Raw genomic sequence first — 17,254 nt, 5'->3', positions numbered from 1 at the left:
TCTATTAGCTAGGAAGTAGCGAAGCACGATGAGTAACCCATAAGAGCAGTGGATTATCTTGACCACTACGTGGTATGGCTAATAGACAAAGCAATTTTAACCCTAATTCGTTATATTCTCTCTATTTATAAAAAAAACTGTAAATTAAATAATTCTAATGCTTCTGCTAATGATTTTGGTAATGGCACTAAATTATATTGTTGATCAAAAGCATTACCATATATTTTGCTGATATTATTAATTTTGTCAGGAAATTCTAGACCTAATAATATAGAATTTAAAATAGTGAAAATTGCCAAATAAGGATCGGTTAGTGGGCTTGCTATTCGATGTTCTAGTCTTCTAGGAAACGAGTCAGGAATACGTACAGCAACAGTTCTATTGTTATTACCAAAAGACACATTAGTTGGTGCCATAAAATTTTCATCTAAACGAAGATAATCATTTTCATTCGGCATAAATACCAAAAAACTATCGAGCATATAATGACAGATGCTCTGCCCTATTATATCTAATGAATATGGATTGTCACGACCACTACGTGGTCTCGCAACGATGCTTGAGGAAGTTTGCTTTGTCGCTACTAAAGTATCTTCTTGCAATAACGTTGAAGAGTCTACAAAATTTACATGAAAATGCATACTACTACCATAATCACTCAGAAATGGTTTGGCAGAAAAATTTACCTTGCCCTGCAAATTTTTTGCAATAATTTGTATTTTAGACTTAGTGCTACTAATTTTTCCTATATACTCAATTATGTTAGTAGAAGGTGGTAAATCTATCTCAAATTGATTATCGCCTTTTTCTTTCTTAACTGTTATGCCAAGCAGAGTTTGTAATTCGAGTGGATCAATATTTTTACTTAAATAAAATTCTATTTCCACTCCAATGCAAGGTATTAACGAGTAATCTGTTTGAAATTTATTGATGATTTTTTGCAATGCATTGCTTTTTTGCAAATGATCTGATAATTTATATATGAATTTTTGTGGGGTTGACATGTGGATGAATTTATAAAAAATAAAGTTTATTATAAAATTTTTGATAAAAGCTTCAAGCAATCTAGTCATGTTTATAGTAAAAAAAATAAGTTTGCTGTGCCTAATCACTTAGAAACAGTTGAAAATAATAGGCTAGCAGTAGTTAAACATTATGGTGCAGAAGATATTGTTATTTTGCAGCAAGTGCATGGCACCCAAGTTGTTGATGCTGATTTAATTACTGATAATGACATTGATCCGGAAGCTGACGGGGTTGTTACTACCAAAAAAAATCTAGTACTAGCAATACAGACAGCTGATTGTGCTCCCGTTTTGTTTAGTAGTAAGGATGGCACGGTTATAGGGGCTGCTCATTGTGGTTGGCTTGGGGCTAAAGCTGGTGTCATTAATAATGTGGTAGAATTAATGCAAAAGAAAGGAGCAACAAATATTAAAGCTCTTATTGGTCCTACTATTCAACAATATTCTTATGAGGTTGATCAGGAATATTATGATAATTTTATAAATCAGCAGCCTAATTATTCAAGATTTTTCATTAGATCTTCGAAAAAAGGACATTATATGTTTGATTTACCAGATTATGTAGATTTTCAATTAGAAAAAGCTGGTATTAAAGACATGACCATTATAGTAGAGGATACCTATAGTAGACCTGAGAGATATATAAGTTACCGACGTTGCTGCCACACTGGAGAATTATATAACACCACCATATTATCTACTATTGTAATTAAAAACTAAAAATGTATTTAAGGAGATATTATGAAATCACATAGTTTTACATCTGATGATGCTATACAAAGTTCGGATAAAAATTTACAATTTATAGCAGAATGCTTTGATCCTAAATATGACAAAGATTATAAAGATGAGATTGAAGTACAACGTAGATTTAATAAGGATATAGAACGAAAAGCGGTCTTTTATATTGAGACTCCAAATGGGGGGCTAGTAGACCTAGTAGCTCAGTGTAAGGTAGGTAAAGATGATGAGTATAAAGTAACCTATCAAGACATGCATAAGGCATTAACCAATGATTATAAATTGTCAACACAACAAACAGAATATATTTTAGCAGCAAATTATCAAGGTGGTATAGCTGGAGGTCTGGCTGGATTTACCGAGTTGAAAGCAAAAACATACAATAATTGCTACTATATGGATGGTATGAATGTTATAGAGAACGAGTGGGCAAGAAATGGCGATATGTCCAAAATTATTATAGATAAAGATAATAATGTATCATATGTCGGAGGACAGATAATCATGTTTGATTGTAGTGTGGAAGCTTTGCCATGTTCAGACCTTAGAGATATGGTAGGTACAAAATTTAATAGCCAAGATTTTATGGCAATAAATATTACAGCTACACTAGGAAAATTAGGAGCCACTGTTCCAACAGAGCAGGTAGTAATTGATGTAGCTGGCACTGGAGATGTTGCTAGTAAAATTATCAATGACCTAAAAACAATAGAAACAAAATGTCCTACCAAAAATCCAACATCAATTATTGAGACTAATGGTACTTTATCAAAGCAATTAGTAACTGCTCCTCTTAATGCTGAACAATATAAAGAAGCTGTAACAGAAAGAGTTTCAGAAATTTTACATTCTGAACAAGATGAGGCTAAAGCAATAACAACATTAAAAAAACTAGATGGTGTTAAAGAGGCTTTAGCTGATTTGCTAGTAAAACAAATTGACCAAGCAATAGAAGCTCAAAAAGATAAAAAAACAGATAAATTAAGTGCAGAGTCAATTAACGATATTGCTAGAGAAACTGCTAGGCAGTTAAGTAAGTTTATTGATCAGCCAGACAAATATACAATGAATAAATTTTCTAAAGATTTAGTAAAAGAGCGAGCTACTTCATCGGGTGTGATAGTTCCAAGGAAAAATTTTGTTAAAAAAATTTGTCAGTATTTAAAAAATAAATGGCACGGATATTCTTACGATAAAAGCAAGATAGCGGCACTTGAACAATTGCATGATAAAGCAAAAATTGTAGGACAGGCAGCAAAATCACATATGTCATCTAAAATATCAATATCACCACCTCCACATAATAAAAAAGAGGGGGCTAGGACAATTTGAAAGAGTTATCGCAAGCAGCCTCCTAGTACTACAGTTGCAGATTGAATGTGAGTGTTCACGGAAAAAAGGTTAAAGTATAAGATGTCATTGCGAGGAGGTTGCCAGACCGACGAAGCAATCCAGGAAAGTGACTAGAAATGGATTGCTTCGTTGACCTTACGGTCTCCTCGCAATGACGCTTGGTGATCAGGTTTTTTTATTCATCACAAAAAAAATCGTGAATGCTCACATCTAAACTACAACTGTAGTACTAGTTTGATTATGAGTAAATTTAGCTTATCGAGATTATATGAGATAAAACCCGTATCCTTTTCTAATTTTCGATAGTTGTGCTATATACCATTTTACGCATAGTAATAAAACCTTGAGGAGCAGGATTGTTATCGACAAATTCCAGTATTTGTTTGGCATTTGCAAAGGCTGTTTTTGAGGTAGTATCAACTGTTAAATCATATTCACGCAAGCTACTTGTGTGAACTCTGTCTATTTGATCATTCGATAAACCTATCGCACGATCACAGCGTAGAATTTCTCGCTCCTGCATCACTGAAAGATCACAGAAAACTCCAACAAAATAGACAATATAGCTACTCAAGGTTTTTATGTAAGATTTGAGACCGGAGTCATCAAATAATACTTCATCAATAATAATATTATTTCCTCGGCTTGCAAGCAGATTGGCAAAATCTGGCATTACACCAAAAAGTTGCTCACCTTTTTCTCCACTCTCAACCCGCATAGTTGCCCCCCGATCATTTGTTCCTGACACAAAGGTAAAATATTCAGTAGATACTTTATCATTATATGAGCATGGCATCATATTGATAAAACTATCTACACCAAAAGTAAGCCAAGAATCCTTACTTAAATGTTGTATTGATCTTGCGATAGATGTTTTACCGGCAGAACCACATCCATTTAAAAATATAATCTTACTCATCTTGTACCTTCCTGATATTTTTTATTGCTACTATAACTCTCCCAATTTGTCTAGAGCAAATTTTTATAAATGATTAGAGGAATACAATAAAATTAGCTATAGCAATAAGTTAGGATATCAATAAATTAATAGAAGCACCATGATAGAAATATTATCACTACAGAATATAAAGAGTTTTTAGAACAGTTAAAAGCCCGTGTATCTATAAGTCGTTATCAAGCAGCCCGATCTGTTATAGTCAATTGATGAACAATCGGCTTAGCTATAACGCCAAGGTGGAACAGCCAAAGAAACTGGTAAGTTTCTTACAGTAATAACTGTATCTGCTAATGAATAATAATCATCCACCCTAATTAAAGCTATTGCCATGTTCTGATAAGCTGAACATACTACGCCAATTTTTATATTATTGGCGATAATTTCATCGTCTTTCGCGATATCTAAACTACCAACATTACCGGAATCTATGTTAATGGATAATTTAAATATTTTTTTTCTTACAACTCCTTGGTATTTTGTTCTGGAAACAACTTCCTGCCCAATATAACAACCCTTACTGTAACTTATAGCATTTAACTCCTCAGCCCCATATTCGATGGGAATAGACCTATTAGCAATTAAATCATCATAGCCATCAACTATGGCAAAATTATATTTATCCTGCTGATATAAGCCTTCTATTCTGGTGGTTGTTAAAAAATCATCTTTATTAATAATTGAACGAAAACCAAGTTGGTTATAACGAGGGTCTTGGTAGCTATTAAGTGGCAATTGCTGATTTGAGTAAATAACCTGATAGGCGTTAGTTAAGTCATTCACTTCAATTTTAGCACGTAACTTGTAATGCACTAAGTGATTTTTAAATAAATCAGACTGATTAATATTTATATCAATAAAAAACCTCGTTGCCGATAATTTCAATACAAAAAAATCAAACAAATATCTTCCTTGGTTAGTTAGAGCATAGCTATAACAATAATCGTTATTTTTTATATCATTAGTGATCAAATTATGCAAAAAATTCATCGCATCATCACCAGAAACTTCAATTATTGATCTATTTGTTAATATTTCATACATAACTACCAACTATTACATTTTAATTGACTTTGTAGCTTTTATAACTACTATAGAATAATGAAGCAACAATTGTTTGCCATAAATTATTTATTATATGAGATGCACTTCCTACTGTACTACTTCTGAATACAAAATGAACGATTTAGTAATAAACCTCAATAAAATCGGTCTTGAACCTAAATATTTCGATGATGTACTATATATTCAAAAAGAACAAGGGGAAAATTTAAATCCTATCGATGTTTTCTTTTTCCCTTTCGGTTGCGTTACTATATGGGGAGCTGAAGAAAGCCAAGAAAAAATGCTCCTTGCAGAAATAGCAGCTCTTAAAACTAATCAAAATGACGAGCTAGTTTCTGACTTTATTTATTTTGATTATGATGAAGCTACTGGTAAAACATTTATCGATGAAGAAAAAAACCAAATCATTCTTGCCGATAAATCAACTTTTATAAAATTATCTATCTCGCATGCTTTAGCTCAGTCAGTTAAGCTTAGTGTACTAGAAAAATCGGTAAGTAATCTAATTGTAAAAACCACCCCAATTCAACAAGAACTAGCCAGTACAGGTAGTGTATCACTTTCCAAAAAAGAAATATCTCAACAAATTGGGATATTATTTAACGAACGATACTCAATTAATTTACACAGCGATATACTGGATACTCCTGAATTCTTTTGGCGTCGTCCTAGTTACGAACCTTTATACTTAATGACTGCAGAGTTCCAAGATATTCAAATTCGTCAGAATATTCTTAATAATCGACTAAATATGATTCATGAACTTTACAATATTTTGTCAAATGACTTAAACTGTAAACACTCTACTAGACTTGAATGGATCATTATAATATTGATTACTATAGAAGTTGTGCTATCCCTTGCTCATGACAATCTCTTTTTCAAAATAATTGACTATTTTATAGATAAGATTTGAGATTTTGGATAGAATAAAAAATAACTGATGCAACTTATCTACAAAAATAAAAATATTCATCTTTTTATAAAAAAAATATAATAAATACTTAGTGGCAACTTAATTTTGAGTTATAATTTATATTATATAAAGTAATATGGTAATTTTTATGGAATTTCTCGATCAACAGCTAAAGTATGAAAACTGTCAATATGCTGATAGGCTACTCAAAAAACTATCTCAACTGAACCAACAAGTAATTTCACCAATAGATATTGAGGAGATTAAAAAAGGTATCTGTTACGCAAAAAAATATCATGGTAGCCAAATGCGACAATCCGGTACCCCATATTATTCTCATCCAATAGAAGTAGCATATATGGTGGCTGAATATACAGCACAAGAAATGCCTGAATTGTTTAGAACTGATATGATTATTACCAGCTTACTGCATGATACTATTGAAGATACAATACTTACTGAAAATATTATTGCTAAGGTTTTTGGTACGCAGATTGCCAGCCAAGTAGTAGATTTAACTAGGATTAAATCTTATGGGAAGATCAGCTCAGCAGAAACATTAAATTTATTATATAGTCAAAAGAAAGATGACGTTTTATTGATTAAGTTATTTGACCGGCTTCATAATATGCAAACTATTGGATATAAATCCCCAGAAAAGATTAAGAAGATAGTTGATGAAACAGTACAGAGTTTTCTAGCAGTATGTATTTATTTTGGTTATATAAAATTGGAAGAGTATTTGTTCAAATTATGTTGTAATTCTACATCTGTAGGATATAACACAAATGAGCTAGAAATTACTTATTAAATTATTAAACATTGCGTAACTTCTCCAACATTTCAAAATGACGCAAACCAAATCCATATGCCACAAGGAAGGGTACAAATAATATTACTATACCCCAATTACCAAAAGAATCTATTAAATAAACTAATCCAAAAGAAGTAACAATAAACATTATCGCACGTACCACAGCAAATGAGATACTGACACATCTAAAACGTTTAAATACAGGAAACTGCTTATAAAATATTGGAGTCGCTGGAAATACCCTTGGTCCAAATATCACTATAAAGAACTGCAATAATAATAAATGGGCAGAAGATTGAATATTATTCAATAAATACGGTAAGAATATAATAGTACTAGCAAAAATTACTAACCTTGTCTTTGAAATTTTTAATGGAGATATCTTATAACTTAAATAAGTATATGCAATACCAATAAGTAGATATGTTATTGCAATAATCAAGTTATGAGCAATAATTTGCTGAGAAGTATAATTGAAGATGGTTTTAAGTATAGTACTACAATGCATATATAGGAAATAAAAACAAATTGGTCCAGTAGACTCAATTGATAAATAAGCCAATATAGTTTTTATATTAATTTTCTCATTTAACATTTCTTGATTAGTAACATCCTTTTTCTCTAGACCAAAAGCGTTAAGTTTCTTTACCAATCTTTTGGTTGCATCAGCAAATTCTGGAGTTTCTCTAAGTCGTGTCCTTGCTACAACTCCAACCATGGCAATCACTGCACCAAACAAAAAAGCATATCGCCATTTAAATCTATATGAAGTAACAAGTGTTGCAACACCTAAAGCGAATACTGCCCCTAGATCAGCAAATATCGAAATGGCAGCAACAACAGGATATTGTATGGGTGGTTTGGTTACTTCTGTTAAATATAATTCTGCCCCTACTACTTCTCCTAAAGATGACATGCCTTGCACTATACGACAAATAGTGATTAATGCAGAAGCGGTAATACCAATTTGTGCATAAGTGGGCAAACTAAACATCACCAAACAACAAAACGCCATCATGAAAGTTGTGATAACTACCGTAGCTTTGCGACCTACTTTATCGCCTATCCAACCAAATAGCACAGCACCAATTGGGCGGAAAACAAAAGTAGCACAGAAGGCGAAAGCCGACAAAATACTAGCTGTATGCGGATCACTTTTGGGAAAAAATAACTCATTCAACAATACTGCCATATGTATATAAAGCATCAAGTCAAAATACTCTAAAAATGTACCAATTGACAGCAAACCAACCGCTTCTGCCTGCTCCCTAGTTAGATTTCTTTGTTTTCCTTGATATTTTATTCCGGCAGAAACCATAATATTTTACTCCATAAGTAAGACTAGCTAACTCTGTTTAATCTTCACATCAGCCATTCTAATATATAATGGCTCGATAGAGTTAGAAAAATTACATTTTTTAGCTATTTTATCAGCTATATATTGACATATATGCCATGCCTTAATTTTAGTGAAACGCGGTAAGATTATTACATTTTCTAAATCCTTAATCTTGTCGTATATCATCTCTAACCCACTACCAGCACAGACTTTAATAATATTATCTTCTGTATTTAATAACTGCCCAACTTGGTCATAATTTATCAATAAAGGAATAGATGACTGTCCATCTTGATCAAAAACCTGGCTATATAATTGCTCTCTATATGCATTAAGAAAAATAAAAAACTTAAAAGTAACCTTTTTGTTATGGTTATTTACTTGCCTAGTGGCTCTCCGCCAGGAATACTCAAAATTAGATATAGTAGTACCTATGATATTGGTACTTAGCAAAATGCCTTTTGCTACTGACAATCCTACCCTAATACCGGTAAAACTACCTGGACCATTTGTAACGGCTAGGTAATTTAAGTCATGGTAAGAAAGATTTGCTATTCTCAGAGCTTCTTCAATCATTGGCACTATTGTTTCAGCCTGCATAGAGGGTCTTAAATCCTCGATATAGGCTAAAATAACTTTATCTTCAGAAATCGCAACAGATGCACTATTATTTACCGTATCCAATGCTAAAATTTTCATTTATACTATCAACTCTTTAAATCACTTAATTAGACCTGTTGCATAACCTAATCTAATTGGTAATTTTGTTGTCAAAACTCGTCTCCGTTCCTCACGTACATCTTAGTACACTGCGGTACTCGACTTCGTTTTTCCTAAAAATTCCTCAATTATCTTTAGGTTATGCAAGAGGTCTATTATACTAAAATAGTAATGACAATGGAAATAAATAGAACAATTTTTAGATTGTACGATATTCGTGGAAGCAGTCTGCTGGATATTAATACAACTATTGCTTATAAAATTGGATTTTGTTTTACTAAACTGAGTATATCTAAACAAGGGAACAAAATATTGATAGGGCGAGATGGTAGATTAAGCTCCCCTGCCCTTTACCATGCTTTGGTTAATGGCATTATCTCAGCTGGTGGACAGGCTATCTCAATAGGAGTAGCCCCCTCTCCTATGCTATATTTTGCTGATAAGATATTTAAACCACAAGCTAGTATAATGATCACAGGTTCACATAATCCCAAAGATGATAATGGTTTTAAGATGTTATCGCAAGGCAAGTCTTTTTTTGACCAACAAATACAACATTTACTAAATAGCATTCTACATACTGATTGGTCTAATATTCCTGATAAGTTTGCAACATCATCTATAGTGAAAGAGCTTGATATCACAGCTCAATACATAGATCGGATTTTACAAGAAATAACTATAGAACCTAAAGTAAAAGTAGCATGGGATCCAGCTAACGGTGCGGCTGGAAATATTACTGAGCTATTAGCACTAGGGTTACCTAACAAAAATATCGTTATCAATTCGGAAATTGATGGTAATTTTCCTAATCACCACCCAGATCCCACTATTGCTAAAAATCTAGAACAACTAATAGAAGTAGTGAAAACCCAAGATTGCGATATTGGTATTGCATTTGATGGAGATGCCGATCGTATAGCCATTATAAGTAAGAAAGGACGAATAATTTTAGGCGACCAGATTCTTTGTATATTAGCAAAAGATATAATTGATCAAAATCCACAAGCAACTATTATCATGGATATTAAATCAAGTAGTGCCATATTTAATCAGATTAAGTCATATGGCGGAAGACCGATAATGTGGAAAACAGGTCATTCCTTTATTAAAGACAAGATGCAAACAACTAAGGCATTACTGGGCGGCGAAACTAGCGGTCACATATTTTTTGCTGATAAATATTATGGATATGACGATGCAATTTATGCTGCTCTACGGTTTCTTGATTTATTATCAAGATCAGAAAAAACCTTGGACGATATGATAGATGAGCTACCTAAATGTTACAGCACTCCTGAAATTAGCATCCCGGTACCAGATGATCTCAAATTTGATATTATTCAGCAAATAAAAGAGGATTTAATTAGCCAAAATATCGCTTTCAATGACATTGATGGTATAAGGATTGACTTACCAATTGACTCTAATGCATGGTGGTTACTCCGAGCCTCTAACACTGAAGACAAAATTATTGCTAGATATGAATCAGATAGTTTGGAAGGAATGAATATTATAAAATCTGAACTTTCCTCTTTACTAGCTAAGTATGGTTTGAAGCTAGGTTAATAATATATAACACTAACCTAATTGTAAATAGTAATAATAGTATAGCCAAGTCCTAATAAATAGGATATAATAATGTCATTATGACACATTCAATAGATTTTCGAAAAAAAGTATAAGATATGGCTAATCCCCTATCTCTTCTCTCAACAGTCCCCTAATAGACGCTTGGTGATCAGATTTTTTATTCATCATAAGAAAATAGCAGAAAAACCGTGAACGCTCACCACTAATATATTGATTGGACAGAGAGTTTTGGACTACAGCTTGTAATCCTTAAAGTTAGGTGGTAGCGAGGGAGGGACTTGAACCCCCGACACGCGGATTATGATTCCGCTGCTCTAACCAACTGAGCTACCCCGCCATGATGGAAAGAGCTTCAATACAAAAAAGTAAGCCCCTGTCTTCCTCGCAATAACGCTAACCACATACGATTTTTAAAATGTATGCCTAGTATAGTCAATTGATGAGAAGTTGGTGACGTAGTGGCTCAATGCTCGCCTATTACTTATAGGCATCGCTCCTAGCCCCAACTCCTCCTGAATTGACTATATCTTTAACGTTTAGAGAACTGAGTACTTTTTCTAGCTTTATGCTTACCATATTTTTTCCGCTCTACAACTCTTGAATCTCTTGTTAAGAAGCCAGATTTGCGTAGAATACTGTGAAATTCTGGGGCAATTTTATCAAGAGCTCTAGCAACGCCATGTAATACAGCCCCCATTTGTCCTGATTTTCCGCCACCTTTGACAGTACATATTATATCATATTGTCCAGAAGTTTTGGTTACAACAAATGGTTGTAAGAGAGATTTGGTATGAGATTCACGAGTAAAATATTGCTCAACATTTTTTTTGTTAACAATTACTTTACCACTACCACTTTTTAACCAAACTCTAGCAATCGCATTTTTCCTTCTGCCTGTACCGTAAACCTTGTTATCACTGTTTTCTGCAGATGGTTTTTGCTTAACTAACTTACTCTGAATTGGACTATTCTTAGTGTTTTCACTTTTAAGCTTCAATGTTGTCATAATTCACTATTTTTTATTCTTGGTATTTTTGCTTGCAAAATCATAAAATTCTGGTTGTTGAGCTTTATGCGGGTGTTCATTCTCTGCGTAAACATATAGATTACTCATTTGTTTTGATCCCAGAACATTTCTTGTGATCATTCTTTTTACAGAGAGTTTAATGACTCGTTCAGGGTGCTTACCAGCCAGGATTTTTCCAGCAGTTGTATCTTTTATTCCACCCGGGAAACCAGTATGACGATAATAAATTTTACCATCTTTAAGAGCTGATTTTTTACCTGTCAAGCAAATATGTTTGGCATTAATTATTACTACATAGTCACCACAATCTAAATGAGGAGTGAAGGAAGGCTTATGCTTACCGCGTAAGATTTTAGCCACCTCACTAGCAAGCCTACCTAATACAAGGTCTTTAGCATCTATAACCCACCACTTCTTTTGAATTTGCGATGGTTTTGCAGAATAAGTTTTCACGTTATATATCTTTATTAATTAGAATTATACTTGGAAATGGTACAAAAATTGCTGTTGCCATTCCCCAATCTGAGCTATATTAAATAGCATTATAACTAGTGTTTTGTCAAGATAAATGTACAGTATATTAAATATATACCATAATATAGTCTCTTGACTAATCTACCAACATAATTTTTTTATCAGTAATAATATACATAGCACCACAACAGGTTTTGCCTTGATATTCAATATTTTTAATAATTTTACTAATTACCGGAGTGGTGCTTAAATTACCATTAACATCTGATTGGAAACTATATAATTCACCTTTAGTAGAGATAATATTTAAATTCCAATCTTTTTCCCCAGTTGTTTTAGCAATTATCGGGGCTAAAAATGATGAAGCTTTAACTTTTTTGATATCTTTTCCATCGTTTAAATCTGCTACAAACTTAACTTTACCAAATTCAGTGCTTATAGCAGCTACTTGTCCAGCATTATTTGTTACAAATAAACTATTGCCAGCTAAAGACATTGATTGTACATCATAAGCTTTAATTTGCCATAGGATATTACCGGTTATAATATCTAGCTTTATTATCTTGCCGGCACTATTAGCTATATATATATGAGAGTTATTGACAACAGGTTTGCATAATATAAAAGCTGCCTCAAAATTTGGTAAACCTATTTCTTGCTGGCTAGATAAATCGTTAGTCCACAAAACTTTGCCGCTATTAGCTTCTAGAGCAATAATTTGCCCTGAATTATAGTTTACTATCACATAACCATTCTGTACTATTGGAGCAACATGATAACTTGATGACAAAGTTTCAATTATACCTTCATGTTGCCAAACAAAATTTAATTTCTCAATATTAATCGCTAATATTTGATTAGTTATTGTTTGAACTATAATAGTATGATTATTAATTAATACTGGTTTTATTCTAGTAATATCAGGTAATTCTTTTCTGATTATTTCATGCCCTGATTTACTATCTAAAACTACCAAAAATCTTGAACCATAGGTAACGTATAGTTTATCATTATGGTGTAATATTCCACCACCAGAATAATAGTCACTTTTGTTAGTACTTATATTATACGACCACATAATAGCTTTGTCTTTCATAGAAAAGGCGGAAACATTACCTTTATTATCTATGGTATAGACAACAGCTTTCTTAAAAATTGGCTCGGCTATTATTTTGTGTTTTGTAACAGTATATTCATTATTCTGAAGCATCTCAGGGCTAAATATATCGGTTTTAGCAGAATCCACTTGAATTGCTTCATTAGTTTCTACAGATAATCTAGGAGTTAATTCTACAATATTTTTTGTTTTTTTACTTATTAGATCACAAGAAGTTAGCATTAAAGGTAGTAAAAAAATAATTAATCGTTGTTTTGTCACAAGTTGTTTTGCCATAATCTAGACCTTTATTATTGTAAATTTGCAAGTAAAGCTTTAGCCTGCTCTTTAACTGTTTGAGTTGTACTTTCTAGTGATATCAACTTTTTTAAAGTATCTTCGGCTAAATCTTTTGAGTTGTTATTAATATACCAAATTGCTTTGATAATATTTGCTGTCCCAAAAAATGGTTTATTTTCATCATCAAAATAATTTAAATATTTCTCGATTTCATTAGTGTTTACATCAGATGAATTTGGTTCATCTATCATTAAACTCAACCAAACTAGATGGGCATAGGCATTTGTTAATTCATCATAATTGTTGTTATCGATAACTTTTTTTAATAAAGTTCTTGCTTCAATAAAATCTCCTTGGTGTATTTTGATACTAGCTTGCTCGATAGCAGCTAAACCACTTACTTTATTAGTACTTGTTGTCATTAAATTATCCAAAGACTTTATAGCAAGCTCTTTGTTATCATTAATAAGGGCTATAGATTTAGCTAAAATATCACCTGTCTTTTGGTTATTCTCTATTGCCTTTCTATCACGCCAATTATTTATTAACATAAATAATATTACTATAAGTGTAAGGATTATAGTGATAGGAAGAATTTTTTTAAAGTAATAAAGTTTTTTTTCTTCATTTTTATCACTTAAAACTTCTTGCAAAATGTCAGTCATGATTATTTACCAATTATTATTCATATATCCTAATGTTTACAAGCAAATTTAATTCTTGCCTCCTTAGCTCTTTTTATTGAGGTAGCTGGTCTATTTGGAAACTCTGCTTCAAGTTTATCAAGAATAGAACATGCCTCTTGTCTTTTTTTAAGCTCTCCAAGAGATAATGCTAATTTTAGCAATGAGTCAGAAGCTTTGATCCCTTTTGGCGATTGTTTATAACCTTTTAAATAATTTATTGCGGCTTTATCAAACATCTTACGTCTAAAAAAAGATTCACCATACCAAAAATAAGCATTACTTAACAAAGGACTCTTAGAGTAATTTTTTAAAAAATTTGCAAATTTTTCTTCAGCCTCTGTTAATTTATTATCTTTTAAAGCGGCAAGTGCTAAATCATAAAGTTGTTTATCTGCTGTCACTCCCGAAATAGGTTTTACAACATCAGTAGCAACAACTTCTTTCTCCACTTTTTTAGTAGATGGTATATCAAAGACATCATTAGCCACAGAATCATCTACTGAATTTTTTGATGTATCGCTACTATCTTGGGAATTTGTTACCTCTTGTTTTGTCGAGTTTAAAATTTTCTCTAATTTACCAATAGTATGCTCAATTATTTCAATTCTGCCAAGTAAATGTTGATTTTCTTTTTCTAAACCATCTAATCTTTCCGTATAATCATTAGAGGTATCAAATTTCAAATTTTTTCTAGTAATTTGATTATCAGCTAATACTTGCGTAGCAATCAAAATAATCAATAAATATATAGAAATTATTTTCATACATTAATATTTTATTTAAAGGTTATAAAACCAGCTGAGTATACTAGAAATTTTATAGTAATCTATAACTTTTCAGTTCAACTTGATTTTTTATAGTTAGTTCACCTTACGCATAGCATTTAGGTCATAGGAAAAATAACCTAGCATCATTGTGAGAAGGCGTAACTATTTTTCAACGCAAGTGTCATTGCGAGACCACATAGTGGTCTCGGCAATTCATACTTATTGGATTGCTTCGTCGGCTTATGCCGCCTCGCAATGACGCTGATACTAAATACTAATCATCTTAGCTATAATTATAAGTTATGGTATGTGCAATGACAAGAAATGCATTAATTAAGCTAGTTCATCTAGTTATTATATCTTGTGATAATAAAATTCTCTTAGAAGCGTACAAATACCAAAGTCTTTGCTGGTTATTTTGCTCTTCCAGGAGGTAAGATAGATAGGAATGAATCTCCCAAAATTGCTGCCCAGAGAGAAGCTAAAGAAGAGATTGGCATATTACCCAGATTAGATGATATTGATTTGATATTAAAGCCATATTATGGTTGGAATTTGGAAAATAAGGAAAAATATTTAAACTATTTCTATAGAATAAATAACTTTATAGGTATAATTTCAAATAAAGAACCAAATTTATGTGAAAAACTTGATTTTTTCTCTTTCGATAATATCCCACAACCTATCGTACCTTTTGTAAAACCTTGTTTAGAAAATTTAATGCAACTTATTCTTAAAAAAAATGATAAAGATACTTAGTGGAGAGATTATCACATGCTATAATACATTTTTCATCTAACTAACTATAAGTTAAGTACTAATCTATGATTAATATACTCAATCGATTAAAAATGCAAGTTTTTATAAAAATGTTGCACAAGCTTGTAGCATATTTTTTGTATAAAAAAAATATTATTATCCTAATAGGAGATAAAGGTACATTTCTTTGTGCTTTGGTTCACGATAAAGTTGTAGGTAGTTTATTTGTCCCTGATGAAAAGCAAAATAAATTAGATTCCTATAAAGAATTTTTTGCTAAATTCAAGAAACATTATGTTTTCTTCTTATTAAGCGGTTCTGAATGTCAATTACGTCATGAGCTAGTACCTGTACTACATTCAATAGTAACAAACAATCCTGTGGAGAAGTTTATTGAAGAGTATTTTCCTGCAGATTATATAGTTGGTTATAGTGTTTATAACATCAATACCAAGCCTAGTGAGGTGTGGAATAGTTTGATTGTCTCTAGTCCTTATACTCCTCCTTTAAGTAAACTACTTGAAAATTTGCTGGCAAGTGATAGCCAAAAATTTGGTGGGATTTATTTTTTATCTTTAGAGTTGCAAACAATTATCGATAAAATTGTAAAAAATGTTGAGAATAATAAATATAGTGAATATTTACAAATTTTTGTATGTATTTTAAATAGCAGCGGCATTAAACTTGTTGTTAAACACCAAGGTAATATAATCTCAAAACAAACATTGGACTATCCAGCTGATAAGTCAGATTCATATATTCAGGGTATAATCGAACAAGAAGTGGAAGATTGTTTGATATCTTGTAAAAATTATATTGATAATCTAGCCCTTAAAGTTTGTATAATTTTCATAGTAGACCAAAATTTAAAGTTGCTATTAGAACAATCCAATTTTGCTGGACATCCAGTAATATGTCAGTCCAGTGAGATATTAGGTATAGTCAATTCAGGGGAATTGGATAATAAATTTTCAGATGGGATGATCGTTAAATTATTTAATGAACAAAAAAGCTTTCTAGCCTCTAATCAATATTTAGAATCGATAGCTAAACTTAATCTTATCAGCTCTTTAGTTTTTAAACCACTTATTACTATAATAATAATATTGATATTTGCCGCATCTATTATCAAAGTTAAAACCGTAGCAAATTACAAAAAGTTAGATATTTTAAATTCACATTATTTTAGTACTGAGCAGGATTATTATAATGTTAAGCAGACCTATCCATATCTTCAAAACGCTACTAATTTAGCTGATTTATACGTCTTTGAATCATTATTACAAATTCCAGCACCAATACCATTTGATTTGTTAGAAAAGTTTGTAACAAATTTACCACCTAGTATTCATATAGAAGAGGTTAAATGGCAAAGGTTGGATCTAGATAATACGTTATCATCCTCTAATCAGTATATAAAAATTGAAATATCATTGAGACTTGTAGTTAATGATATATTAGTCGAAGAGGCTACTAAATTTTTAGAACAAGAAATTGCAAATTTTAGTAAAATATTTAGCAATATGGATATTAAATTTACAATATTTACTGACCAAATATTAGATTTATCTAATAGAGTTGTAATACCGGCATCGGTTATTATTACTAAAAAGAAAGGGTAAAA

General features: G+C 31.7%; 16 protein-coding genes, 1 tRNA gene and 1 pseudogene. 7 read left to right on the top strand and 11 right to left on the bottom strand.

The window, feature by feature from the left end:
* Positions 1-125: 125 nt before the first annotated feature.
* The gene (locus tag ACFELY_RS02165; protein WP_375333508.1) at positions 126-1,004 is read right to left on the bottom strand and encodes a glutamine synthetase; all 879 of its coding nucleotides are present in this window, start codon (positions 1,002-1,004) and stop codon (positions 126-128) included.
* Between ACFELY_RS02165 and pgeF the strand changes: the two genes are divergently transcribed.
* The gene (gene pgeF / locus ACFELY_RS02160) at positions 1,005-1,745 is read left to right on the top strand and encodes a peptidoglycan editing factor PgeF (protein WP_341759709.1); all 741 of its coding nucleotides are present in this window, start codon (positions 1,005-1,007) and stop codon (positions 1,743-1,745) included. It begins immediately after the preceding gene.
* Positions 1,746-1,766: 21 nt separating this feature from the next.
* Positions 1,767-3,098: a hypothetical protein gene (locus ACFELY_RS02155; protein WP_375333507.1), complete on the top strand. Its 1,332-nt coding sequence runs from the start codon at positions 1,767-1,769 to the stop codon at positions 3,096-3,098.
* 313 nt (positions 3,099-3,411) lie between these two features.
* Here the strand turns inward: ACFELY_RS02155 and ACFELY_RS02150 are convergent, their stop codons facing one another.
* Both ACFELY_RS02150 and ACFELY_RS02145 read right to left on the bottom strand, forming a co-directional pair.
* Positions 3,412-4,038 carry a chloramphenicol phosphotransferase CPT family protein gene (locus ACFELY_RS02150; RefSeq protein ID WP_375333506.1) on the bottom strand — a complete coding sequence of 209 codons (627 nt, stop codon included), beginning with the start codon at positions 4,036-4,038 and terminating at the stop codon, positions 3,412-3,414.
* Positions 4,039-4,296: 258 nt separating this feature from the next.
* On the bottom strand, positions 4,297-5,118 hold the full coding sequence (locus ACFELY_RS02145; RefSeq protein WP_375333505.1) for a YgfZ/GcvT domain-containing protein: 822 nt from the start codon (positions 5,116-5,118) through the stop codon (positions 4,297-4,299).
* A gap of 133 nt (positions 5,119-5,251) precedes the next feature.
* Between ACFELY_RS02145 and ACFELY_RS02140 the strand changes: the two genes are divergently transcribed.
* Both ACFELY_RS02140 and ACFELY_RS02135 read left to right on the top strand, forming a co-directional pair.
* On the top strand, positions 5,252-6,055 hold the full coding sequence (locus ACFELY_RS02140; protein WP_375330213.1) for an RMD1 family protein: 804 nt from the start codon (positions 5,252-5,254) through the stop codon (positions 6,053-6,055).
* Between the two features lie 136 nt (positions 6,056-6,191).
* A complete protein-coding gene (locus ACFELY_RS02135) occupies positions 6,192-6,866 on the top strand; it encodes an HD domain-containing protein (RefSeq protein ID WP_375333504.1) in 675 nt (224 codons plus the stop codon).
* Positions 6,867-6,870: 4 nt separating this feature from the next.
* Here ACFELY_RS02135 and ACFELY_RS02130 read toward each other — a convergent pair whose 3' ends face one another.
* A complete protein-coding gene (locus ACFELY_RS02130) occupies positions 6,871-8,187 on the bottom strand; it encodes an MFS transporter (RefSeq protein ID WP_341759714.1) in 1,317 nt (438 codons plus the stop codon).
* A 27-nt stretch (positions 8,188-8,214) separates the two neighbouring features.
* Positions 8,215-8,907, bottom strand: coding sequence for a tRNA (adenosine(37)-N6)-threonylcarbamoyltransferase complex dimerization subunit type 1 TsaB (gene tsaB, locus ACFELY_RS02125; protein WP_375333503.1), 693 nt, complete (start codon positions 8,905-8,907; stop codon positions 8,215-8,217).
* A gap of 198 nt (positions 8,908-9,105) precedes the next feature.
* On the opposite strand from tsaB, the gene ACFELY_RS02120 reads away from it, so the two are divergent.
* Complete coding sequence (locus ACFELY_RS02120) at positions 9,106-10,497, top strand: phosphomannomutase/phosphoglucomutase (RefSeq protein ID WP_375333502.1); 1,392 nt, start codon at positions 9,106-9,108, stop codon at positions 10,495-10,497.
* Between the two features lie 284 nt (positions 10,498-10,781).
* Here the strand turns inward: ACFELY_RS02120 and ACFELY_RS02115 are convergent.
* The 6 genes from ACFELY_RS02115 to ybgF form a co-directional block, all read right to left on the bottom strand.
* Positions 10,782-10,858: transfer RNA gene (locus ACFELY_RS02115), tRNA-Met, on the bottom strand.
* Between the two features lie 192 nt (positions 10,859-11,050).
* Positions 11,051-11,527: a 30S ribosomal protein S9 gene (gene rpsI, locus ACFELY_RS02110; RefSeq protein ID WP_375333501.1), complete on the bottom strand. Its 477-nt coding sequence runs from the start codon at positions 11,525-11,527 to the stop codon at positions 11,051-11,053.
* Positions 11,528-11,533: 6 nt separating this feature from the next.
* Positions 11,534-12,001, bottom strand: coding sequence for a 50S ribosomal protein L13 (gene rplM, locus ACFELY_RS02105; protein ID WP_094649573.1), 468 nt, complete (start codon positions 11,999-12,001; stop codon positions 11,534-11,536).
* A 157-nt stretch (positions 12,002-12,158) separates the two neighbouring features.
* On the bottom strand, positions 12,159-13,415 hold the full coding sequence (locus ACFELY_RS02100; protein WP_375333500.1) for a PQQ-binding-like beta-propeller repeat protein: 1,257 nt from the start codon (positions 13,413-13,415) through the stop codon (positions 12,159-12,161).
* 14 nt (positions 13,416-13,429) lie between these two features.
* The gene (locus ACFELY_RS02095) at positions 13,430-14,083 is read right to left on the bottom strand and encodes a DUF2659 family protein (RefSeq protein ID WP_094649571.1); all 654 of its coding nucleotides are present in this window, start codon (positions 14,081-14,083) and stop codon (positions 13,430-13,432) included.
* A 29-nt stretch (positions 14,084-14,112) separates the two neighbouring features.
* The gene (gene ybgF, locus ACFELY_RS02090; RefSeq protein ID WP_341759718.1) at positions 14,113-14,868 is read right to left on the bottom strand and encodes a tol-pal system protein YbgF; all 756 of its coding nucleotides are present in this window, start codon (positions 14,866-14,868) and stop codon (positions 14,113-14,115) included.
* A 411-nt stretch (positions 14,869-15,279) separates the two neighbouring features.
* Between ybgF and ACFELY_RS02085 the strand changes: the two are divergent.
* Both ACFELY_RS02085 and ACFELY_RS02080 read left to right on the top strand, forming a co-directional pair.
* Positions 15,280-15,630: pseudogene (locus tag ACFELY_RS02085) on the top strand (NUDIX domain-containing protein); the annotation flags it as partial.
* Positions 15,631-15,722: 92 nt separating this feature from the next.
* Entirely contained in the window at positions 15,723-17,252 is a 1,530-nt protein-coding gene (locus ACFELY_RS02080; RefSeq protein WP_375333499.1) for a hypothetical protein, read from the top strand.
* The last annotated feature ends 2 nt before the right edge of the window (positions 17,253-17,254 follow it).

The sequence above is a fragment of the Candidatus Tisiphia endosymbiont of Xenochironomus xenolabis genome (assembly GCF_964264705.1).
Lineage (GTDB): Bacteria > Pseudomonadota > Alphaproteobacteria > Rickettsiales > Rickettsiaceae > Tisiphia.
The sequence above is the reverse complement of the archived record's forward strand: the minus strand, read 5'-3'. Positions and strand labels throughout refer to the sequence as shown.

Excerpts from the sequence above, each read along its gene's own strand:
- tsaB (WP_375333503.1), bottom strand. The coding sequence starts at position 8,907 with ATGAAAATTTTAGCATTGGATACGGTAAATAATAGTGCATCTGTTGCG.
- ACFELY_RS02120 (WP_375333502.1), top strand. The coding sequence starts at position 9,106 with ATGGAAATAAATAGAACAATTTTTAGATTGTACGATATTCGTGGAAGC.
- ACFELY_RS02165 (WP_375333508.1), bottom strand. The coding sequence starts at position 1,004 with ATGTCAACCCCACAAAAATTCATATATAAATTATCAGATCATTTGCAA.
- ACFELY_RS02150 (WP_375333506.1), bottom strand. The coding sequence starts at position 4,038 with ATGAGTAAGATTATATTTTTAAATGGATGTGGTTCTGCCGGTAAAACA.
- ybgF (WP_341759718.1), bottom strand. The coding sequence starts at position 14,868 with ATGAAAATAATTTCTATATATTTATTGATTATTTTGATTGCTACGCAA.
- rpsI (WP_375333501.1), bottom strand. The coding sequence starts at position 11,527 with ATGACAACATTGAAGCTTAAAAGTGAAAACACTAAGAATAGTCCAATT.
- ACFELY_RS02135 (WP_375333504.1), top strand. The coding sequence starts at position 6,192 with ATGGTAATTTTTATGGAATTTCTCGATCAACAGCTAAAGTATGAAAAC.
- ACFELY_RS02130 (WP_341759714.1), bottom strand. The coding sequence starts at position 8,187 with ATGGTTTCTGCCGGAATAAAATATCAAGGAAAACAAAGAAATCTAACT.
- ACFELY_RS02145 (WP_375333505.1), bottom strand. The coding sequence starts at position 5,118 with ATGTATGAAATATTAACAAATAGATCAATAATTGAAGTTTCTGGTGAT.
- ACFELY_RS02100 (WP_375333500.1), bottom strand. The coding sequence starts at position 13,415 with ATGGCAAAACAACTTGTGACAAAACAACGATTAATTATTTTTTTACTA.
- ACFELY_RS02095 (WP_094649571.1), bottom strand. The coding sequence starts at position 14,083 with ATGACTGACATTTTGCAAGAAGTTTTAAGTGATAAAAATGAAGAAAAA.
- ACFELY_RS02140 (WP_375330213.1), top strand. The coding sequence starts at position 5,252 with ATGAACGATTTAGTAATAAACCTCAATAAAATCGGTCTTGAACCTAAA.
- ACFELY_RS02155 (WP_375333507.1), top strand. The coding sequence starts at position 1,767 with ATGAAATCACATAGTTTTACATCTGATGATGCTATACAAAGTTCGGAT.
- ACFELY_RS02080 (WP_375333499.1), top strand. The coding sequence starts at position 15,723 with ATGCAAGTTTTTATAAAAATGTTGCACAAGCTTGTAGCATATTTTTTG.